The 19,576-nt window shown below is 66.0% G+C and carries 19 protein-coding genes and 1 other RNA gene; 12 read left to right on the top strand and 8 right to left on the bottom strand.

From position 1 onward, the window contains the following. Window positions 1–32: 32 nt before the first annotated feature. The 3 genes from ligD to FQV39_RS28350 all read left to right on the top strand — a co-directional run bounded on the left by ligD (window position 33) and on the right by FQV39_RS28350 (window position 2,999). Window positions 33–1,076 carry a non-homologous end-joining DNA ligase gene (gene ligD / locus FQV39_RS28360; protein WP_149133340.1) on the top strand — a complete coding sequence of 348 codons (1,044 nt, stop codon included), beginning with the start codon at window positions 33–35 and terminating at the stop codon, window positions 1,074–1,076. A gap of 61 nt (window positions 1,077–1,137) precedes the next feature. After that, on the top strand, window positions 1,138–2,199 hold the full coding sequence (locus tag FQV39_RS28355; protein ID WP_149133339.1) for a hypothetical protein: 1,062 nt from the start codon (window positions 1,138–1,140) through the stop codon (window positions 2,197–2,199). A gap of 590 nt (window positions 2,200–2,789) precedes the next feature. Continuing rightward, the gene (locus tag FQV39_RS28350; protein WP_149133338.1) at window positions 2,790–2,999 is read left to right on the top strand and encodes a hypothetical protein; all 210 of its coding nucleotides are present in this window, start codon (window positions 2,790–2,792) and stop codon (window positions 2,997–2,999) included. 139 nt (window positions 3,000–3,138) lie between these two features. Here FQV39_RS28350 and FQV39_RS33350 read toward each other — a convergent pair whose 3' ends face one another. The 3 genes from FQV39_RS33350 to FQV39_RS28340 form a co-directional block, all read right to left on the bottom strand. Next, window positions 3,139–3,300: a hypothetical protein gene (locus FQV39_RS33350; protein ID WP_187640098.1), complete on the bottom strand. Its 162-nt coding sequence runs from the start codon at window positions 3,298–3,300 to the stop codon at window positions 3,139–3,141. A 6-nt stretch (window positions 3,301–3,306) separates the two neighbouring features. Further along, entirely contained in the window at window positions 3,307–3,513 is a 207-nt protein-coding gene (locus FQV39_RS28345) for a hypothetical protein (RefSeq protein WP_149133337.1), read from the bottom strand. A 199-nt stretch (window positions 3,514–3,712) separates the two neighbouring features. After that, window positions 3,713–4,522, bottom strand: coding sequence for a thymidylate synthase (locus FQV39_RS28340; protein ID WP_149133336.1), 810 nt, complete (start codon window positions 4,520–4,522; stop codon window positions 3,713–3,715). A 166-nt stretch (window positions 4,523–4,688) separates the two neighbouring features. On the opposite strand from FQV39_RS28340, the gene FQV39_RS28335 reads away from it, so the two are divergent. The 7 genes from FQV39_RS28335 (at window position 4,689) to FQV39_RS28305 (ending at window position 8,324) form a co-directional block, all read left to right on the top strand. Continuing rightward, window positions 4,689–5,003 (top strand): PepSY domain-containing protein, encoded by a 315-nt coding sequence (locus tag FQV39_RS28335; protein ID WP_187640097.1) that lies wholly within the window; start codon window positions 4,689–4,691, stop codon window positions 5,001–5,003. 197 nt (window positions 5,004–5,200) lie between these two features. Further along, window positions 5,201–5,458 carry a PepSY domain-containing protein gene (locus FQV39_RS28330; protein ID WP_187640096.1) on the top strand — a complete coding sequence of 86 codons (258 nt, stop codon included), beginning with the start codon at window positions 5,201–5,203 and terminating at the stop codon, window positions 5,456–5,458. A gap of 38 nt (window positions 5,459–5,496) precedes the next feature. Further along, window positions 5,497–5,852, top strand: a transfer-messenger RNA (tmRNA) gene (gene ssrA, locus FQV39_RS28325). A gap of 56 nt (window positions 5,853–5,908) precedes the next feature. Then, window positions 5,909–6,484, top strand: a complete 576-nt coding sequence (locus FQV39_RS28320; protein WP_149133333.1) for an SspB family protein — start codon at window positions 5,909–5,911, stop codon at window positions 6,482–6,484. 10 nt (window positions 6,485–6,494) lie between these two features. Continuing rightward, on the top strand, window positions 6,495–7,889 hold the full coding sequence (fumC, locus tag FQV39_RS28315; protein WP_149133332.1) for a class II fumarate hydratase: 1,395 nt from the start codon (window positions 6,495–6,497) through the stop codon (window positions 7,887–7,889). Window positions 7,890–7,902: 13 nt separating this feature from the next. Beyond that, window positions 7,903–8,100: a DUF4169 family protein gene (locus FQV39_RS28310; RefSeq protein ID WP_149133331.1), complete on the top strand. Its 198-nt coding sequence runs from the start codon at window positions 7,903–7,905 to the stop codon at window positions 8,098–8,100. After that, a complete protein-coding gene (locus FQV39_RS28305) occupies window positions 8,097–8,324 on the top strand; it encodes a ribbon-helix-helix domain-containing protein (protein ID WP_149133330.1) in 228 nt (75 codons plus the stop codon). Before FQV39_RS28310 ends, FQV39_RS28305 begins: the two co-directional genes overlap by 4 nt. Window positions 8,325–8,735: 411 nt before the next feature. On the opposite strand, the gene FQV39_RS28300 is transcribed toward FQV39_RS28305, so the two are convergent. Both FQV39_RS28300 and FQV39_RS28295 read right to left on the bottom strand, forming a co-directional pair. Continuing rightward, on the bottom strand, window positions 8,736–12,302 hold the full coding sequence (locus tag FQV39_RS28300) for an AsmA family protein (RefSeq protein WP_149133329.1): 3,567 nt from the start codon (window positions 12,300–12,302) through the stop codon (window positions 8,736–8,738). Window positions 12,303–12,589: 287 nt separating this feature from the next. Further along, a complete protein-coding gene (locus FQV39_RS28295; protein WP_149133328.1) occupies window positions 12,590–14,029 on the bottom strand; it encodes an FAD-binding oxidoreductase in 1,440 nt (479 codons plus the stop codon). A gap of 203 nt (window positions 14,030–14,232) precedes the next feature. Here FQV39_RS28295 and FQV39_RS28290 point away from each other — a divergent pair, with 203 nt between their 5' ends. Next, window positions 14,233–14,796 (top strand): thioesterase family protein, encoded by a 564-nt coding sequence (locus FQV39_RS28290; RefSeq protein ID WP_149133327.1) that lies wholly within the window; start codon window positions 14,233–14,235, stop codon window positions 14,794–14,796. 267 nt (window positions 14,797–15,063) lie between these two features. Here FQV39_RS28290 and FQV39_RS28285 read toward each other — a convergent pair whose 3' ends face one another. Together FQV39_RS28285 and FQV39_RS28280 are read right to left on the bottom strand one after the other, a co-directional pair. Further along, window positions 15,064–15,762: a class I SAM-dependent methyltransferase gene (locus FQV39_RS28285; RefSeq protein WP_472840613.1), complete on the bottom strand. Its 699-nt coding sequence runs from the start codon at window positions 15,760–15,762 to the stop codon at window positions 15,064–15,066. Continuing rightward, window positions 15,759–16,982, bottom strand: a complete 1,224-nt coding sequence (locus FQV39_RS28280; RefSeq protein ID WP_248313166.1) for a BtaA family protein — start codon at window positions 16,980–16,982, stop codon at window positions 15,759–15,761. The genes FQV39_RS28285 and FQV39_RS28280 overlap by 4 nt, the downstream gene beginning before the upstream one ends. 346 nt (window positions 16,983–17,328) lie before the next feature. Between FQV39_RS28280 and msrB the strand changes: the two genes are divergently transcribed. Continuing rightward, the gene (gene msrB / locus FQV39_RS28275; RefSeq protein WP_248313472.1) at window positions 17,329–17,760 is read left to right on the top strand and encodes a peptide-methionine (R)-S-oxide reductase MsrB; all 432 of its coding nucleotides are present in this window, start codon (window positions 17,329–17,331) and stop codon (window positions 17,758–17,760) included. Window positions 17,761–17,926: 166 nt separating this feature from the next. Here the strand turns inward: msrB and FQV39_RS28270 are convergent, their stop codons facing one another. After that, a complete protein-coding gene (locus FQV39_RS28270; RefSeq protein WP_149133325.1) occupies window positions 17,927–19,576 on the bottom strand; it encodes an acyl-CoA dehydrogenase family protein in 1,650 nt (549 codons plus the stop codon).

The raw sequence follows: 19,576 nt of genomic DNA, 5'->3' as shown, positions 1-19,576 counted from the left end.
GTTCCTTATTCGTGCGTTGTGGAGTTGCGTCGATGTGCGCGCGGCGCGTTCTCAGGGCCGGGCTGGGCGGGCATACGCTTCAGGGACCGCTCACCCGGCGGCGGAAGTTGGAGCGCCTCTTCACGGATCCAATGCCGCAACGTGTCGAGCCGTGTCTCGCGCTTTTGACCAGCAAGTCGCCGACCGGCCGGGATTGGTCCTATGAGATCAAATGGGACGGCTATCGCCTCGCCCTCCACATCGAGCCTGGCGAGCGGGTCCGGATTATCACGCGAGGTGGGCATGACTGGACGTCGCGCTTTCCCATCATTGCTCACGACGCCCTTGAACTCGGAGTCAACAGCGCGATCCTGGACGGGGAGGCGGTCATCGTCGACGAGCGCGGAGCCTCAGACTTCGGAGCGCTGCAGAAGGCCTTGGGCGGCCTCGGCGGGAAGCGGACCACATCCCAGGCAATCCTCTATGCCTTCGACCTGCTCTATCTGAATGGCCACGATATCCGCGCGCTCGCCTGCGAGGAGCGACGAGGAATTCTCGAGGACATCCTGGGAGGCTCGCCGCACAATTCGATCCACCTGAGCGAGGACATCAACGCGGATGGGCCGGCATTCCTGCGGCTGGCCTGCGAGATGGGGCTAGAGGGCATTATTGCGAAGCGGCGATCCGCTCCCTACCGATCTGGGCGTGGCGGGGAATGGCTCAAGATCAAGTGCGTCCAGTCCGAGAGCTTCGTCATCATTGGCTATGAGCCTTCGGTCGCGGCGCCTGGCGGTGTCGGCCGCATTCTGGTCGCAGCTCGAGAGGACGGCCAGCTCGTCTATGTTGGAAGTGTTAGCACTGGTTTCACCGATGCGAGCGCGACAGCCCTGCGGGAGCAGATGGACCAACTCATCATCGAAAAGCCCGCGGTCAACATGACCGGTCGAAGCAAGGCGTATCGTTGGATCAAGCCGGAGCTGGTCGCGGAGATTGAATTCCGTGCCTGGACCGACGACGGCGAGCTTCGCCATGGATCCTTCAAGGGCCTGCGCGAGAGCGCCGACGAGGCGTCGGTCTACGATCTGCCGGATCAGTAGGGCCGATGTTCTGCCTCAAAAGGTTCGAGCTCGCGCTCAGTTCGTCCCGAAGGATCGCTTGTTGCCCTGGTCGCGCTCCGGAGAGCGGCCGGGCGCGCAGGGCCTTGCCCGATCAAACTCCAGCACCGAGGACGGCTCCATCATTTGGTGGACGTTCCAGACCGCCAATTTTGATCCCTTGAATGGCGTCTGTCGCATGGGCCCGATTTTGGAGGCCGCCATGATCAATGCCTGGGCCATCACGACCAGAGATAACAAACGCGGAGAGAAGGACTGCGATATCGTATTCAAGCCAGCCGCGGTGAGAGTACGGGATGCTTACAAGGCAGGCTATTCAGAGTTCGGCAATGGCTTGAGCTATCCGGAAAACCGAGACGATTTCCTCAAAAAGATCGACATGATGGCCGGGGGCCTCGATCTATTTGCCTATTTTGGCCATGGCTTCAACACGCAGTTGGGCGGGCACATCCTGACCAAAGACGACATCGGCAAGCTGGCTGATGCACTCAAGCCGAAGATGAAGCCCGGCAGCAGTATCGTGTTCTACTCTTGCCTTGCCGGTTCTGCAGGTGGCCTCACCACGATGCTGCTCGACAGGATCGGTCTGGGAGTCTGGATCTATGGCCACACAACCTCGGAGCATTCATTCAAGAACCCGTCAGTCAGCGAAGTTCACAACGGCGACGGCCCGAAATTCAAGATGCTGAACACGCTTTTCGGCCCCAGCCTCCAAGCTGCATGGGCTGAATCATTGGCCCGAACCGACCTATGGTTGCGGTTCCCGCTCATGCAGCATGCCGACATCATCAAAGAGCTGAATGCGATCCGGCTGGTCGGAACCTGGTCTGTTCCCGGCGGCGGGAAATACATCTTCGAATGGCCGATCAAGAACGGCACATACGCCACCGACGAATCGCTCTGCGTGAATCCGAACGGGACCGTTCGCGACGCGTCCGGAAAAACCGGGACATGGGAGATGGATGACGAGCTCGTGCTATCCTGGGGAGGCGCGAGCAAAGAGTTTTGGGTGATGCCGATCAATCCGGATGGCCAGCGAATGAAGAGTGCCGCCGGCGTGGCGAAGCGAATAGCCAGGGGAAAGTACGGAAGCGTTCAGGGCTGAAGCGCAGCGCCCAGATTGGGCACCCGTGCGGAGGTGGCCCAATACCGCAAAGCTGGCGCACGCAGCGATGTTCCCGACGCGAATGGGCGCTGAATGGCCCTCCTTCGCACAACCCGTGGGTATCGAGCTCAGGCTGCTGCTTTCGATGTCATGCCAAGCTCGGCCAGAACGGCTTGCGGGCAAAGGCAGGCCGGATCGTTCGGCGGGGGGCCCCAGGCGGGTTGCCAGTCGAGTTCACCCTGCTGCCAGGCTGAAACAACCGCTTTCCATTGCTTACGCTGCACGGAAGCTTTTCGGCGCCGGACAGATCCGCTGTTTCGTTTGGCCATGATGGATTCGAAAGCCCATTGTGCATCGCATCCAAATTTGTGCGACGCAGCATGGTAACGATCCAGTGCCCTCGCCGACCATCCCCTGTTTCGGCATCCCGACCATGCGTCGAAGGGTCTAACCGAGAGGCTGGTTGGCCCCGTGTTCCGGGTGCTTCTACCGCCAGCTCAGACAGGCTCAGCTACGCAAGGGCCGTCCGAAGGAGCCGTGACTTCGCTCTCGCATCGCGGCAGGATCGGGTTTGGTAAGGAGCCCTTGGTATGAAGAAACTTTTCCTGGCCGCGTGCTGTCTGTTTCTGACGGGGTGCGCTGCCGTCGGCGGCCTGTCGGATTCCGCAGGCGTCGATCCGATGCAAAGCAATGGGCAGACCTATGTACCCCGAACAGCAGGGAGCTTCGAGCCGCCGCCTGCCGAGGAGCGAATTACGAGCACCTGCACGATGAAGGGCCAAAACGTAAACTGCTTCTGACGCGCGCCGCAGCCCGGCTCAATTCGAAGCCACTCTCCCCGGCCAGCTTTAGCTGCCGTCTGACGGTCCGACCGATCCGCCCGCCTCTGGCGAGCATTTTGCGCCTGAGAGGATCTCCGGATGCCTTGCCTTGCCGTTTTCAGGCGCCGCTGATCGATTGGGCCCACAGCAGCATCTCCCAGGCGGCGCAGCCCAGGAAGAGGAGCCAGGCCACCGTCAGCGCGCCGCCGAGGAGCATGACCGTGACAAGGAAAGCATCGTGAAGGCACTTCTTCAGACGGGCCGGAATGAGTTTTCTCATGGTCAATCAGCCTGCCATCCGGAACAATTCCGCAGCAGGCTGAACGCGCACCTGGTTGGTCACGGCCAGTGAAATCGACCCGCAGAAATCCGACCACTTCGCGATAACGCCACCACAGCGACCGCAAAGAACCTCGCTCTCCGGCTTGAGGTCGTCCGGGATTGAAACATGCGGCGACCAGCAAGTTTCGCAACGGAACTCTGTCTGATCCAAGACGACACCTCCCGCGATTTTTCGGTTTGTCGCGGCAAGTCTCGTTCCAGTTCATCGTCATAGCCGAAGCGTGGTGCTTTACGCGGCTTTGCTGTTCGACAAGCGGCGATAGTGATCGGTCTGTCGATCGAATCGTTCGGCGTCGATCTTGTCGCCCGTCGCTTCGTTCCCTCGGGCAAGAGCCGCCGCGTGGTTCCGGTTAGACCGCGATCGGCGCTTTGATGGGCGGGTGCGGATCATAGTCCGAGATCGTCACGTCCCCGAACTGGAAATCCTCCAGCCGCGTCACCGCCGGATTGAGCGAGAGCTTCGGCAGCGCGCGGGGCTCGCGCGAAAGCTGCAACCGGGCCTGATCGAGATGGTTCACATAGAGGTGAGTATCGCCGAAGGAATGGACGAAATCGCCGACGCCGAGGCCGGTGACCTGTGCCATCATGTGGGTCAGCAGCGCATAGCTCGCGACATTGAAAGGCACGCCGAGGAAGACGTCTGCCGAGCGCTGGTAGAGCTGGCAGGACAGCTTGCCGCGCCCGTCTTCGGAAGGCTGGACGAAGAACTGGAACAGGCAATGGCAGGGCGCCAGCGCCATCTTCGGAATGTCAGCGGGGTTCCAGGCCGAGACGATCAGGCGGCGCGAGTCCGGATTGCGCCGGATCTCGTTCACCACCCAGGCGATCTGGTCGATCACCTGCCCGTCAGGCGCCGCCCAGGAGCGCCATTGCCGGCCATAGACCGGCCCGAGATCGCCATTCGCGTCGGCCCACTCGTCCCAGATCGTGACGCCGTTCTCCTGCAGGTAGCGCACATTGGTGTCGCCGCGCAGGAACCAGATCAGCTCGTGGATGATCGATTTCAGATGCAGCTTCTTGGTGGTGACGAGCGGGAACCCTTCCGACAGGTCGAAGCGCATCTGGTGGCCGAAGACGGCGAGCGTGCCGGTGCCGGTGCGGTCGTCCTTGCGGACGCCTTCGGTCAGGACACGTTGAAGCAGGTCATGGTACTGGCGCATGGCGACTCTCTGGAAGGCGGACGAACATAGCGGCTCGGCAGCGTCTTGGCCCCCCTCGCCGCTGCAGGCATCCCCAGACTTTGCATGCGCTCCGGCCAGCCGATGGCCGGAACAATGGCGCAGGCCCCCGGTTCCCTCTTTCGTAGCCCAAGAGGGAGGCATTTCCATGCTTTCGCGCAGATCGCTCCTGGCACTTGCCGCCTCCGGCCCGTTCTGGCTCCAGGGCCATGAAGGCCACGCGCAGACGCCCGAGACCATCAACCCCGCGCAGCCGCCGGTCTCGATGGACCAGGCCCGCCGCATCGCCGCCGAGAACGGCGTCGTCCGCGTCGAGGAGATCAAACTCGACAAGGACGCCTGGAAGGTCGAGGGCCGGGACAGCACGGGCGCCGTGATCGAGATCAGCCTGCGGGCCAGCGACGGTGTCATCATCAAGATGGAGCGCGAGCGTCCAGCCTCCGCCGAAGCCGGACGCAACTAGAGCATTCTCAAGCGGGATCGACACCGGCGCGCGTGAAGAAATGCGATAAAATAAAGGGTTGGGTCACTTCCGCGTTTTGAAGGGTCGCGGAAATGCTCCAAGGCTCACGCCATTGCGACCAGCCGTGAACATCGACATCCGCAAACCCGCCTCAATCCGGGCGGCTCATCGCCGCCTGATTCGTGGGGGATATGTCGATGTGGATCAAAACGACCGGAATCCGCTTGCTGGTCGCCCTCGCACTGAACGGTCTTGTCGGAGTGGCCGGGCATGCCCGGGAAACGGGAGCCCTCATTTCGGAAAGCGAGGCCCGGAACATCGCCTGGAGCGCCGGCCTCGTCCATGTCGAGGCGATAACGCGCACCGACGACCGCTGGGAGATATCCGGCCGCAGCGTCGACGACAACGAGATGATCCTCGACATCGACATTCGAAATGGTCGCATTCTCGATTGAGGCGCGAATGCCGCATTGCCTGTCGAAATCGGCTCAGCACTCTTTCCCCGCGCCGATGCTGCGCCTATATTCGTGAGTGCCACTCGCAAGAGCGGCTATGGCGATAAACGGATTTCGGAATAAGCCTTTCGGACCCGGGGGCGGTACCCGGCGCCTCCACCAAAGCCCTGATTTCGCAGGGTTTTGGCGGGGGCGAAATAGGATCGACGAGGGTGTAAAAGTTATCCTTTTGCTCGGCATGGTTCCGCCGTTATCGGGCCAAAGCATAGTTGCCAACGACAACAATGCTCGGGTTGCTGTCGCCGCGTAAGCGGTGCTGGTTCCCAAACCAAAGTCCTTGCGCTTAGCCGCGTAAGGCGGGGCTCGGAGGCGCCTGGCAACAGAAGCCTCCACTTTCATTCTGGCCTGCCGGCTGTTCCCGCCGGAGCAGCAAGCGGAAAAACGCACCCGATGTCCAAAGATGTTCTTCGTTATGATCTGATGGTGCAGGAAGCGCTGAAGGGCGTTGTCCGCAAGATCCTGACGGAGGCGGCGCGGGACGGCCTGCCGGGCGAGCACCATTTCTACATCACCTTCCGGACCGGGGCGCCCGGTGTGCGCCTGTCGCAGCGCCTGCGCGAGAAGCACCCGGACGAGATGACGATCGTCCTCCAGCACCAGTTCTGGGACCTCAGCGTCAGCGACCATGCCTTCGAGGTCGGCCTGTCCTTCTCGGGCGTGCCGGAGCGGCTGCTCATTCCCTTCGATGCGGTGACGACCTTCTTCGACCCCTCCGTGCAGTTCGGCCTGAAGTTCGAGACGCAGGGCGAGCCGGAGGAGGTTGATGCCCCGCAACCTGAGTCGGTAGCCGCCCCCGCGAGCGTTCCCACCAAGGTCGTACCAGCCGGCGTGCCGGCGCTGAAGACGCGAGCTTCGGCGGCAGAGGCCTCGGACAAGGGCAGCGACGCGACGATCAGCGAGACCGATGACGACGGCAAGAGCGGCGCCGAAGTCGTCAGCCTCGATTCCTTCCGCAAGAAGACCTGACGGACCTCCCATGACCGAGACGCGCACCGAAACCGATTCCTTCGGCCCCATCGCTGTGCCCGCGGACCGGTATTGGGGCGCGCAGACGCAGCGCTCCCTCGAAAATTTCCGGATCGGCGGCGAGCGTGAGCGCCTGCCGCTGCCGCTCGTGCATGGGCTGGTGCTGGTCAAGAAGGCGGCTGCCCACGTCAACGCCAGGCTCGGCCTGCTCGAGCAGCGCGTTGCCGGCGCCATCGGCCAGGCGGCGGACGAGGCGCTTGCCGGCAAGTTCGACAGCCATTTCCCGCTGGTGATCTGGCAGACCGGCTCAGGCACCCAGTCCAACATGAACGCCAACGAGGTGCTGGCGAACCGGGCGAACGAGCTCCTCGGCGCCGGCCTCGGCGCCAAGAGCCCGGTCCATCCCAACGACCACGTCAATCGCGGCCAGTCCTCGAACGACTCCTTCCCCACCGCGATGCATGTCGCGGCTGTCCTCGAGATCAGCCGCAAGCTACTCCCGGCCCTGCGCAATCTCGAAAAGGCGCTCAACGCCAAGGCCGAGGCCTTCAAGCACCTCGTCAAGATCGGCCGCACCCATCTGCAGGATGCCACGCCCGTCACGCTCGGCCAGGAATTCTCCGGCTATGCGATGCAGCTCCATCTCGGCATCGGCCGCATCGAAGCCGCACTCGGCGGGCTCTACGCGCTGGCGCAGGGTGGCACCGCCGTCGGCACCGGCCTCAACACCCATCCGGATTTCGCCGCGCTCTTCGCCAAGGAGGTCGCGACGCTGACCGGCCTGCCCTTCCGCACGGCCGAGAACAAGTTCGAGGCGCTGGCGAGCCATGGCGCGCTCGCCGCCGCCCATGGCGCGCTGGCGGCGCTCGCCTCCGACCTGTTCAAGATCGCCAACGACATCCGCCTGATGGGCTCCGGCCCGCGCTCAGGCCTCGGCGAGATCAGCCTGCCGGAGAACGAGCCCGGCTCCTCGATCATGCCCGGCAAGGTCAACCCGACCCAGGCCGAGGCGCTGACCATGGTCGCGACCCAGGTTCACGGCAACCAGGCGACGATCGGCTTCGCCGCGAGCCAGGGCCATTTCGAACTCAACGTCTTCAAGCCAGTGATCGCCGCCGCCTTCCTGCAGTCGGTCCGGCTGCTGGCCGACGCGGCCGAGAGCTTCCGCACCAACTGCGTCGAGGGCATCGAGGCCAATGAGACGCAGCTCAAGGAGCTGCTGTCGCGCTCGCTCATGCTGGTGACCGCGCTCGCCCCGGCGATCGGCTACGACAGGGCCGCCAACATCGCCAAGGCCGCGCATCACAACGGCACGACGCTGCGTGAGGAAGCGCTCAAGGCCGGTGTCGACGCCGATCTCTTCGACAAGACGGTCAAGCCCGAGCAGATGCTCGGCCCGCGCTGACGGAGCGGCGCCGATGGCCGAGATCATCAACCTTCGCCGCGCCCGCAAGCAGAAGGCGCGCGCGGAGGCGGACAAGGCGGCCGAGCAGAACCGCATCAGCTTCGGCCGAACCAAGGCCGAGCGCAGCCTCACCGAGGCCGAGCGCGACAAGGCCGCCCGCCACATCGACGGTCATCGCCTGTCGCGGGACGACGCGCCGGAGAAGGCATGAGCGCGGAGCGCAAGCGCTCCCTCAGCATCGCAGGCCATCGCACCAGCGTCTCACTGGAAGACGCGTTCTGGGAGGCGCTGAAGGAGATCGCGGCCGGCGAAGGGCGCAGCCTCTCCGTCCTGATCGCCGAGATCGATACTGCGCGCGGCGACATCAACCTCTCCGCGGCCCTGCGCCTCCACGCTCTCGCGCATTACCGCAAGCTGGCCGGGGAACGGAGCTGAACACAACCCGATCCGCTTCCGCCGTCATTGCGAGCGGAGCATCGGCCGCCGGCCGGCGGGCGCTGGATGTAACGGACAGAGAGCGGAAAATGGGGACGGCTAGCGGTGCAACAGGCAATCGCGATGGTCGCGCGCGACTCCCCTCCCCCTTGTGGGAAGGGGATGGGGGTGGGGGTGGTGCCGCTTGGTGACGGGTCCGACATCTCGCTCGACCGGCGCCGCCTCACTTCGATACGCCGCACCCAGTCGTCCGACCCCCACCCCTATCCCCTCCCCACAAGGGGGTGGGGAAGAGCCTCCCGTCATGGCGAGGAGCGAAGTGAAGCACCCCATCGGCGCGCACAAAGCACGAGATTTCAAATACTTGTGAAGGAAATCGGATTCAGGTCGCGAAGCCCTTGAACCACGCTCTCAATTGCGCGGCCGCGCGCCCGGCAGGATCTGCAGCGGCGGGGCCGGCTGCTGAACGGCGCCTTCCGGAGAGCTGGTACGCGGCGCACCCGGCAGGACAAGTGGCCCCGGCTGTTGCTGAGGCGCGGGAGTAGTCTGTACAGCGGCGCGCTCGGCCGCGGCCCGGGCGCGCTCGTCGGCCTCGATGCGCCGACGTACTTCCTGTTCGATGCGCGCCTGCTCCGCCCTGCGGGCGTCCTCAGCCCGCTTCTCCTCGGCTAGCCTGCGCAGCTCCTCGGCCCGTCGCAGCTCTTCCTGCCGCTTCTCCTCGGCGAGGCGGGTCTCCTCCTGCACCTTCAGGAACTCGTTGAGCTTGCGCTCGTTCTCGCGCATCTCGCGCTCGGCCCTGAGCCGCCGCGCATGCGTCGCCCGCTCGCGCGCATCCGCCTCAAAGGCTTCGACGCGCTCGATCTCGCGCGCCAGAGCCCGCGCCGCCACCGTGTTCGACAGCGCACTGACATCGCTCTCCCGTCGCAGGTTCGAGAGCGGGCCACGCCAGGCGATCCCGATCTGCGGCGCATCGCCGGGCCAGCCCTTCGGCAGCGCGCCGATAGGCTTGAGGCCGAGCCGGAGATCGGCATTGAGCGCGCGCAGATCGACGATGCCGCTCGCCTCCGCCCGCAAGCCGTTGCGCTCGAAGCTGAATGGCTGCAGCCGGATGAGTCCGCCCGCCAGCGTGAACGGCAAGGTGACGTCGCCGAGCGCCCAGGCATCGCGATCGAGCGCTTCAGCCAGCCGGTCCTGCAGACGCGAGGCATCGCTCTCGGAGGCATCCTCCCCGGTGCTGGCGATGACGCGGGCATAAGCATTCGGATCGAAACGGGCGAGGCGCGTGCCAGTGAGCGACAGGCTGCCGGCCCCGCTCAGGCCCGCGATCAGGCGGGCCGGCGTCTCGCCCGATCCACCGAACTCGACCTGCCCCGAAGCCTTGCCGCCGACAGCGCCCTTGGTCAGCTCCACGACGTCGATCGCCGTCAAGCCGAGGCGTCCATTGAGCTGGGCGAGCCCACCATCACGGCGCAGGCCGAGGCGGCCTGTGACCTGGCCTCCGCCGAAGGCTCCCTTGATGTCTTCGACCCTCAGCCCGTCCTGATCCGAACGCAACGTGAAGCTCGCATTACGGATCGTCCCACCGTCGAAGACTGCGAGCGAGCCGGCCTCGACCCCAATGTCGAACTCCGGCAACTCGCCGACGCTCCCGAACCGCGCGGTGGACCAGATCGATCCGGGCGCCAGCGGCGCCGGCCCCAGAGCCGTCGCGATCAGCTGGCGCAGATCGGCGGCGGGAATCGCGAAACGTCCCGTGTAGCGCCCATCGCGCGGCAAGGTGAACGAGCCGCTGGCTGCCATGCCACCAAGATTGGCTGCGACGGCGTCGAGCCGAACCGCCTCGCTGGTCACCTGCAGCCGCGCATGGGCATCGAGCACGCCGTCTGGCAACAGCCGCGCCGGCCCCTCCGCCAGAACCTGGCCCGGCCCTTCGGCCTGCAGCGAGACCTGCATCTGCCCGGTACCATCCTCAACGACGATCGACAGCCCCGGCCCGGCCAGCGAGCCGACCATGCGGCCCTTGTCGATGTCGAGCGTGAGCCGGCCAGCACCGCCCTGCATCGGCGCGGGCAGGCCAAGCGCCGTGAAGGCCTGGCGCCGGTCGGCGAGATCGAAGCCCAGGGTGGTGCGGCTCCAGTTTCCCGCACGGTCGAGCTGGCCTTTGACCGTCAGCTTCCCCGCCGCGGCGTTGCCCTCGGCCGAGAGCGCGGTTTCGCCCGAGGCCGCCCGCGTCAGGCGGAAGCCGGTGTCCAGCCGTGCTACCCCCTCTCCCGCCCGCATCAACGCCTGCACGGCCGCATCCGGCAGCAGCGGCCCGGCCAGTGCCGTCAGGGTCTCGAAACGCGGCGCACGGACCCGTCCCGAGATCTCCCCGCCCTCAGCCAGCAGCGAGCCTGCTCCGGTGACGTTGACGCCGCCGAAACCGTCGACCGAGAGCCGGCTCAATCGCCAGACATCGCCCTCGCGGCGGATATCGAGGCTGGCCGAACCCGGCGGAGCATTGCGGAAGCGCGCATTGGCGAGCGTCAGGTCGAGCGCGATATCGCGCTGCCTGAACAACCCGCTGAAGCTCGTCCCCGGTGGCAGCGTGTCGAGCGCAAGCCCGCTGACCGTCGCCTTGGCGGCGAGCCTGGTCGGCCCGGCCTCGCCGGAAGCGTCGAGCCGCAAGCCGGATGAACCCGCAACCAGCAACCGCTGGAACGCGATCCGCCCCGACGCCCAAGCGCCGACCGCATCGGCATCGATACGCCCGAGCCCGGCAATGAAATCGGCCATGGCCGGGTCGAGTCCCGCCCTGGCCAGAACCAGCGCAACGCGCCGCGCATCATCCGCCTTGAGGTTGATGCGGCCCGACGCCCCTTTGGCGCCCAGACTGCCGCTCGCCCCGACCAAGGCGCCGGCTACGCGGACCGAGGCCGAAGCATCGCCCAGTCCGCCGTCATGCAGCCGTCCGCGCAGCGCAAATGTCGAAAAATCCTCGCCACGCCAGATGACCTGATCGAGGTCGAGGCCGATATCGAGAGCGCCCGGCAGGCCCTGCAGCGCCCGCTCGAAGCCCTGGCGCTCCGCCAGCGCCGCCGCCAGCGCATCGGCATCGAGCCGGCGAGCCCGCAGCGCCAGAGAGCCGGTTCCGGTTCCCGGCAGATATTGTCCTTCACCCTCCAGCCTCGCTGCACCGCCGGCAAGGTCCAGCGTAAGACCGGCAAGGTCGAGCTGGCGACCGCCGCCCTTGACCCGCCCCGACAGCGAGACCGCTCCGCCCGGCGACAGGCCGAAGGCGCCGTCGAGCTCGACGGCGACCCGCCCCGGCCCCGTCGGCAGGACCAGCGAGCCGTCGAAATTGAGCTGCAGATCCTCGCCGGTGAGGAAGGCCTTGGCACGCAGCCGGCCGCCCTCTTCCAGCTCGCCCGTCGTCACGCGCAGGGACGCGCCCGCCACCTCGCCCTCGAACCGCCAGGGCCCCGCAAAGCTGACGGCGGAAACCTCCGCGGCGATCGGCGCCAGTGCGACCGCCGGCTTGCCCGGCTCGCGCCAGATCAGAGCCGAACGGCTGATCCGCAACCTGTCGAGCCGCGCTTCCGCCGGCAGGCCCTTGCCGGTCCGTTCGGGCAGGCGGATCGCCCCCGTCTCGTCGAGGGAAAGCGTGATCGTGGCCCCGTCGATCTCGACCTCCGAAAACCGGAACTCCCCGCGCGCCATGGCGGCGAGCGCCAGCTCGACGGTCGCCTGCTCGGCCATCGCCGTGCTGGTTGTGCCGTCGCTATTGCCGATCCGGACATTTTCAAGGGAGATGCGCGGCGACGGCAGCAGGCGCAGGCCGATCGCCCCGCCGATCTGCGTCTCCACGCCCAGCGCTTCACTCAGCCTGGCCTCGATCTGCGGACGATAGGCGCGCCAATCGACAAAGCCGGGGCCGACCAGGGCCGCCAGCAGCGCCAGTACCAGCAGGCCGGCCAGAACTGTCAGGCTTTCACGCAACGTCCGCTTTCTATTCCTGTCGCCATGGTGGAACCGCTCCGGTTCCTAGTCTGTCCTGACCTTGCACCGAACCATGCCGTCATTCCGGGCTTGACCCGGAATCCATCGTAGAGCGCAGCGCCCTTCGATGGATTCCGGATCGGCGCCGCTTCGCGGCTTGTCCGGAATGACGGGCGTGTTCCGTCGCAATGACGGTCAGCGCCGAGGCCTGCTCCACCTTGCCCGCAAGTCGCGGCAAGATCACGACGTTTCAGCGAAGCGAGCGGGCGGCGCAAGCGGATGCGATGTCACAGGACGATGATCTTTCCCGGGTTGAGGATGTTCTGCGGGTCGAGCGCACGCTTCAGAGTCCGCATGACCGCGAGCGCTTCCGCCCCGTGCTCCTGCTCGAGATACTTGATCTTCTTCTGGCCGACGCCGTGCTCGCCCGTGCAGGTGCCGCCCATGGCGAGAGCACGCTTCACCAGCCGGTCGATGAAGGCCTGGGCCCGCTCGACCTCGGCCTTGTCGTTGAGATCGACCAGCGGTTGCGTGTGGAAGTTGCCGTCGCCGACATGGCCCGCAATCGGCGCGATCAATCCGGATTCCTCGATATCGCGCTTGGTCTCCTCGACGCATTCGGCGAGCTGCGAGATCGGCACGCAGACATCGGTCGCGACCGAGTCGAAGCCAGGCCGGAGCGCCTTCGCCGCCCAGTAGGCGTCATGGCGCGCCTGCCAAAGCCTGGAGCGGTCCTCGGCCTTGGTCGCCCATTCGAAGGGGCCGCCGCCGAACTCGGCCGCAATCTCGCCGAAGCGCTCGGATTGCTCGGCGACGCCGGCTTCCGTGCCATGGAACTCGACGAAGAGCATCGTCGTCTCCGGCAGGCCGAGCTTGGCGTGCAGGTTGACGCCGCGGATCATCACGTCGTCGAGGAGCTCGATGCGCGCGACCGGCAGGCCGGTCTGAATGGTCAGGATCGTCGCGTCGCAGGCCGCCTTTACCGACGGGAAGGGGCAGACGCCGGCCGCGATCGCCTCCGGGATGCCGTGCAGCTTCAGCGTCACCTCGGTGATGATGCCGAGCGTGCCTTCCGAGCCGACGAGCAGGCGGGTGAGATCGTAGCCCGCGGAGGTCTTGCGGGCCCGCGTCGAGGTCTTGACGACGGAGCCGTCGGCCATCACCGCCTTCAGCGCCAGCACATTGTCTTTCATCGTCCCATAGCGGACCGCATTGGTGCCGGAAGCGCGCGTCGCCGCCATGCCGCCGATCGAGGCGTCGGCGCCCGGATCGATCGGGAACATCAGGCCCTGGTCACGCAGATGCTCGTTGAGCTCCTTGCGGGTGACGCCGGCCTCGACCACCACGTCGAGATCCTCGGCATGGACGGCGATGATCCGCTTCATCTGCGACATGTCGATGCAGACGCCGCCATAGACCGCGTTGACATGGCCCTCCAGCGAGGTGCCGGTGCCGAAGGCGATGACCGGCACGGCATGGGCGGCGCAGAGCTTCACGATCTCGGAGACTTCCGCGGTATTCTGCGGAAACACCACCGCATCCGGCGGCAGGTTCGGGATCCAGGTCAGCGTGTGGCCGTGCTGCTGGCGTACCGCCAGGCTAGTGACGAGCCGATTGCCGAAGCGCGCGGCCAGCGCCTGCGTCACGGCCGCGACAGCTTCCGGCGACGGGGGCAGCGCTGCGGCAGGGACAGGGCTGTCATGAGAGGCGGTGGCTGGCAGGCTCATTGTCAAGATCCAGTTTTGACGCTTAGACTTGGAACAGTTCGGTTTCGCAATCGGTTACGGTCCGACATGATCCGGCTTTATTCGCCGGGCCAAGATACTGACGCTGGTTGCGAACGATGCATAGTAGATCATGAGACGACGAAATGGGCAGCCGCGTTTCTGCGGCCGCCCCTTGAACGAGGCGCCTGACAGGGAGGGCGATCATGACGAATGACACACGCGCTCTGGCGCTCTTCTTCTCGCCTTTTGTCTCGTCGGCGATGCGGGTCGAGCCGCAATGGATCGACTATAACGGCCATCTCAACATGGCCTATTACCATGTCCTGTTCGACCGTGCGGTGGACGAAGTCTTCTCGCTGGTCGGCCTGACGCGGGATTATGTCGAGACACGCCACGCCTCGACCTTCACCGCGGAATGCCACATCCTCTACAAGCGTGAGCTGACCGACGGCGACCTCGTGCGTGTCACCGCCCAGCTGATCAGCTTCGACGACAAGCGCCTGCACTATTATCTGGAGATGCGCCACGCCCATGAGGGCTGGCTCGCCGCGACGAGCGAGAACCTGTCGCTGCATGTCGACATGGTCCATCGCAGGGTCGTGCCCTTTCCCGCCGACATCCTCGCGAATCTCGCCTTGATGAAGGCGGCGCACAGCATGATGCCGCGGCCGGCCACGATCGGTCGTATCATCGGCATGCCGAAGAAGTCGGCGATCCGCGTCGATGAGGCGGAGGAACGCGAGACGGAAACCGAGACCCGGCATTGAGCGCGGGCTTCAGGAGCGGGCCTCCCTCCCATCAGGCGCGGGAAACCCTTCTCCCCTTGCGGGAGAAGGTGGCACGGCGAAGCCGTGACGGATGAGGGGTCTCGCAACGACTGCCGCGCGACGCTTCAGCCGAGCTCAACGACAAAGGGCGGTGCGACCCTTCATCCGCCCCTTCGGGGCACCTTCTCCCGCAAGGGGAGAAGGATTCGCTACGGCCGCATCAGCGCCAGCTCCGCCCCGAAACGGCTTACACCTCACCCCTGTCCCTTACAGGAGAGGGGTTCCCTGCGCCCTTTCCTCGCCCCGTCTTCTCACCACCGCATGCACCGCATAGCCGCGATACGGCGCGCCAAGCCGGCACTCGGCCCCGGCCGCTTCCGCAAGCGCCTTCACCGTCCCCGGCAGATTTTCGCGCGGCATGACATGGAACAACGCGAGCCAGCGCAGCAACACCACCTTGAAGGCCGCCGGCAGCCCGCTCTGATCGCCGAAATCGACGATGTGCAACGAGCCGCCCAGATTGAGGCGGCGTAGCGCCTCGGCGACGACGCCCTGCCAGGGCGGGATCATCGACAGCGCGTAGGAGATCACGATCCGGTCGAAGCCCTGAAGGCCGAACAGCGCCTGCGGGTAGAAATCGGTGGCGTCGGCCTGGGCGAGCCGGATGCGATCTTCCAAACCCGCCTTCGCAACCGACGCGCGCGCCGTCGCCAGCATCTCGCTGGAGACGTCGAGCCCGTAGCAGACGCAGGATGGGTAACGCCTCGCGATCCGGATCAGATTGCGCCCGGTGCCACAGCCGATCTCCAGGACCGTAGCGCCGGGAGGCGGCTGCAGCCCGTCGATCAACTGGTCGCGGCCGAGCAGGTAGAACTTCCGGCTGGCATCGTAGATATGGCGCTGATGCCGGTAGATCCGGTCCATCAGCCCGGCGGCGGAGCCTGCTGGCGCCTCGGCCGCGTTCACCGGGCCTGCCCCTTCAGCACATAGAGGTGGAAGCCGCCATAGATCGCCGCGCGATCCTGCCGGCAGAGATCGCGGCTGCGCTCTTCCTCATAATGCCACTGGTCGAGGATCGCAGCGGGTATCCGGCCGGGCAGCAGACGCTCGTCGGCCGCTGTGCGGAAGATCACCCGCGCGCCCGGCCGGGCCGTGCGCGTGATCTGCGACCATAGCGCCGTAAGATCAGCGTCGTTCATCCAGTCCTGCGCATCGAGCAGCACATAGGCGTCACAGCTCTCGGCCGGCTGGTCTTCCAGGAATGCCGTGACCGCGCTCTGGCGATAGGAGACGCCCGGCGCCCGCTCCTTCACCGCCGCGAAATGCTGCGGCTGCAGATAGGGCGGGAAGGCCGCATCCGCCCCTTCGCCATAGCGCCGGCCGAAGGCCTGCTGGGCGAAGTAATTATCCTTCAGGTCGAAATCGCAGGCCAGACGCTCGAGCCTCAGCTTCAGCGCGCCGAGAATGCCGTCCTCGCCATCGGCGGCCAGCGCCTTGTACTGCGCCGGCGGGATGCCGAGCCCATAGAGCGAGGCCGGCTGGCGCACGAGCCAGCGCACCAGCTTGCGCTCGAAGACCGGCGCGAGATGCTGCTCATAGAGCGCCCGCTGCTCGGCAAGGGCGCGCGCCGCCAGCATCGCGCGCGGATTGCCGCCCAGCGCCCGCGCCAGCACATGGCCGGTGCCGATGAAGCGGCCGAGCAGGCCGTAGCGATAGAAGCCCTTGGCGAAGAGGTTGATCCGGCGGCGCCCATTGAGGCCTCGCCCCTCCCAATAGCCGCGCGAAACGGCATCGAGATGCGGCGCGATTTCACGGTCGTAGACGCCGACATTGTCGCGCGCATTCGCCCGGCCGAAGAAGCGCAGGAAATCCTCCTGCTTTTCCATCTTCGCCAGAGCCGCGAGCTTCAGCCGGCCGAGCGCGATATGCGCGCCGTTGAGATCGACGGCGCTGACGCGGATCGGCGCGGCCGTCAGATAGGAGAGGATGTTGCAGGAGCCGGAGGCGATCGCCACGACATGGTCGTCGGCCTTGAGCTGCAGCGCCGCCATGTCGACGACCGGATCTTCCCAGATCTGCGGATAGACCAGGCCAGAGAAGGCGCGGGCGAAGAGCCACTCCAGCATGCCCGCCTTCGACAGCGTCTTGCTGCGCCGGACGGCCAGTCCCAGGCCCGAACTCGTCATGCGGCGGGCCGCGCGCGCGGTTTGCATCGCCTGTTGCGTCACAGGTTTTCCTCTCTTTGCGGGTGGCGGGCCTGCTAGCATCGGACCGGAAAGTGGAAGCCACTTTCCGGGCAAATCCGATGCTTAAGCAAAGGGATAGATCGCCACATCGCGTCCGAATGGACGCGCGGCGATCTAGAGGAGTCGCGTGACGGTCAGGTGACGGTGCCCCGGCGATTGCCACGGCATGGTGAAATTGCCGGCAATCGGCGGGGCTGAAATCCGGCGCATGAGACGCCATATTGGCGGCACGAAAGCCGATGAGGCGCCCCACCGCCCCGCTGACAAGGAGATCGCAATGGGTCTGATGAGCATGTTCGGCGAGCCGAAGAAGCAGGACGAGACCTTCCCCTTCCAGCTGACCGATGCGCAATGGCGCGAGCGGCTGACGCCGGAGCAGTATCAGATCCTGCGTGGCCATGGCACGGAGCGGGCGGGCTCCTGCGCGCTCAACTACGAGAAGCGCGCCGGCACCTTCTCCTGCGCCGGCTGCGGCCAGAAGCTGTTCAGATCGGGCAAGAAGTTCGAGAGCGGCACCGGCTGGCCGAGCTTCGACCAACCGCTGGAGGGAGCCGTCGGCGCCTCGGAAGACTTCAGCTACGGCATGCACCGCGTCGAGGTGCATTGCGCCAATTGCGGCGGCCATCTCGGCCACGTCTTTCCGGACGGGCCGCCGCCCACCGGCCTGCGCTACTGCATCAACGGCGTGGCGATGAATTTCGAGCCGGAAGCGGCTTGACGCACTCTTCGTCATTCCGGGGCGCCGCGAAGCGGCGAGCCCGGAACCCATGAACACCACGCTGGGAGAGAAAAGTGAGGCGGTAAGCTGCAGGATTCTCCGGCCAAACCGATGTTCATGGGTTCCGGGCTCAGGCCTTCGGCCTGTCCCGGAATGACGATGCGCTCTACGAAACCACCGGCACCACCCGTCGCGCCAGCGCCGCCGCATCGACAGCCGGCGGCAAGTCCCCGAACTGCCCCGACCAGCCGCCAGCTAGCCGTGTGGCGACGAAGGCATCGGCCACGGCAGTCGATGCGAACCGCAGCAGCAGCGAGGCCTGCAGCAGCAACGCCAATCTCTCCGTCAATCGCCGTGCCTGCCCTTCGTTGCGGATCATTTCCGGCAGTTCGCCCTCAAGCCGCTTCAGCGCCGCATCGTAGCGCTTGTCCGCCCCCGCAGCGGCTAGCAGCTCCGCCCGTAGCACGTCGACCGCCCCCTCCTCCCGCGCTAGCGAGCGCAGCACGTCGAGGCAGATGACGTTGCCCGAGCCTTCCCAGATCGCGTTGAGCGGCGCCTCGCGATAAAGCCGCGCCATCGGATTCTCCTCGATGAAGCCGTTGCCGCCAAGGCATTCCAGCGCCTCGGTGACGACGGCCGGCGCCCGTCGCGTGATCCAGTATTTCGCGATCGGCGCCCCGACCCGCGCCAGCAGCCGCTCGCTCTGCGAGTCCTCCTGCCGGTCGAGCGCCGCGAACAGCCGGAAGGCAAGCCAGGCCGCAGCCTCGGCCTCGATGGCGATGTCCGCGAGCACGTTCTGCATGATCGGCTGGTCGATCAGCGCCTTCTGGAAGGCACGGCGATGCTGCGCGTGATGCGCCGCGAGCGAGACCGCCATCCGCATCAGCCCGGATGAGGCCGCCGCGATGTCGAGCCGCGAATTGTGGTTCATCGAGAGCCCGGTGCGGATGCCTCGCCCAGGCTCGCCGATGAGATGACCGATGGCGCCACGGAACTCGACCTCGGAGGAGGCATTCGAGCGGTTGCCGACCTTTTCCTTCAACCGCTGGATCGCGATGCCGTTGCGCGATCCATCCGGCAGCCAGCCCGGCACGGCGAAGCAGGAAATGCCTTCCTGCGTCCGCGCCAGCGTCAGGAAGACGTCGGAATGCGGCACCGAGAAGAACCATTTCCGGCCGTGGAGCGACCAGGTGCCGTCGCGGTTGTTCTCGGCATAAGTCTGCGTCTGGCGCAGATCCGAGCCGCCTTGCGTCTCCGTCATCGCCGTGCCGACCGTCGCGCCGGTCTTGAGATGCGCCGGCCCCTGCCGCGGATCGTAGCGATTGGAGGTAACGAGGGAGCCCCATTGCCCCCACAGCGTCGCATCCTGCTTCAGCACCGGCACGGCGGCGTAGGTCATGCTGATCGGGCAGCAAATGCCACTCTCGGCGCCGTACCAGAGATATTGCAGGGCGGCGCGGGCCACCTGTGCGCCGGGCTCCCGCCGGTTCCAAGCGAGCGCGTGCGTCTCCTGCCCGATGGCGAGGCTCATCAACTCGTGCCAGGCCGGATGGAAAGCGATCTCATCGATACGGTTGCCGAAACGGTCGAAGGCGCGAAGTTCGGGCGTGTAGCGATTGGCGAGATAGGCCAACTCCTGCACCCGCGCCGACCCCACCGTCCGCCCCGCCTCATGCAGCCGCTCCCGCGCCCAGTCGGCACCGGAGGTCGAGACGATGCCGGGCAGCACCGGATCGGCGGCAAAGGCATCGTAATCGGCCAGCACCGGCACCTGATTGGTGATCTCCCAGCGCTCGTCCCCGCTCTGCTTGGCCAT

Origin of the sequence: Bosea sp. F3-2 (assembly GCF_008253865.1) — a bacterium.
Lineage (GTDB): Bacteria > Pseudomonadota > Alphaproteobacteria > Rhizobiales > Beijerinckiaceae > Allobosea.
Note: the sequence above shows the minus strand (reverse complement) of the source record. Positions and strands in the feature narration are given on the sequence as shown.

Excerpts from the sequence above, each read along its gene's own strand:
- FQV39_RS28305 (WP_149133330.1), top strand. The coding sequence starts at position 8,097 with ATGAGCGCGGAGCGCAAGCGCTCCCTCAGCATCGCAGGCCATCGCACC.
- FQV39_RS28310 (WP_149133331.1), top strand. The coding sequence starts at position 7,903 with ATGGCCGAGATCATCAACCTTCGCCGCGCCCGCAAGCAGAAGGCGCGC.
- FQV39_RS33350 (WP_187640098.1), bottom strand. The coding sequence starts at position 3,300 with ATGAGAAAACTCATTCCGGCCCGTCTGAAGAAGTGCCTTCACGATGCT.
- fumC (WP_149133332.1), top strand. The coding sequence starts at position 6,495 with ATGACCGAGACGCGCACCGAAACCGATTCCTTCGGCCCCATCGCTGTG.
- FQV39_RS28270 (WP_149133325.1), bottom strand. The coding sequence starts at position 19,576 with ATGGCCAAGCAGAGCGGGGACGAGCGCTGGGAGATCACCAATCAGGTG.
- FQV39_RS28295 (WP_149133328.1), bottom strand. The coding sequence starts at position 14,029 with ATGAGCCTGCCAGCCACCGCCTCTCATGACAGCCCTGTCCCTGCCGCA.
- FQV39_RS28350 (WP_149133338.1), top strand. The coding sequence starts at position 2,790 with ATGAAGAAACTTTTCCTGGCCGCGTGCTGTCTGTTTCTGACGGGGTGC.
- FQV39_RS28340 (WP_149133336.1), bottom strand. The coding sequence starts at position 4,522 with ATGCGCCAGTACCATGACCTGCTTCAACGTGTCCTGACCGAAGGCGTC.
- msrB (WP_248313472.1), top strand. The coding sequence starts at position 17,329 with ATGAGCATGTTCGGCGAGCCGAAGAAGCAGGACGAGACCTTCCCCTTC.
- ligD (WP_149133340.1), top strand. The coding sequence starts at position 33 with ATGTGCGCGCGGCGCGTTCTCAGGGCCGGGCTGGGCGGGCATACGCTT.
- FQV39_RS28290 (WP_149133327.1), top strand. The coding sequence starts at position 14,233 with ATGACGAATGACACACGCGCTCTGGCGCTCTTCTTCTCGCCTTTTGTC.
- FQV39_RS28320 (WP_149133333.1), top strand. The coding sequence starts at position 5,909 with ATGTCCAAAGATGTTCTTCGTTATGATCTGATGGTGCAGGAAGCGCTG.
- FQV39_RS28335 (WP_187640097.1), top strand. The coding sequence starts at position 4,689 with ATGCTTTCGCGCAGATCGCTCCTGGCACTTGCCGCCTCCGGCCCGTTC.
- FQV39_RS28280 (WP_248313166.1), bottom strand. The coding sequence starts at position 16,982 with ATGACGAGTTCGGGCCTGGGACTGGCCGTCCGGCGCAGCAAGACGCTG.
- FQV39_RS28330 (WP_187640096.1), top strand. The coding sequence starts at position 5,201 with ATGTGGATCAAAACGACCGGAATCCGCTTGCTGGTCGCCCTCGCACTG.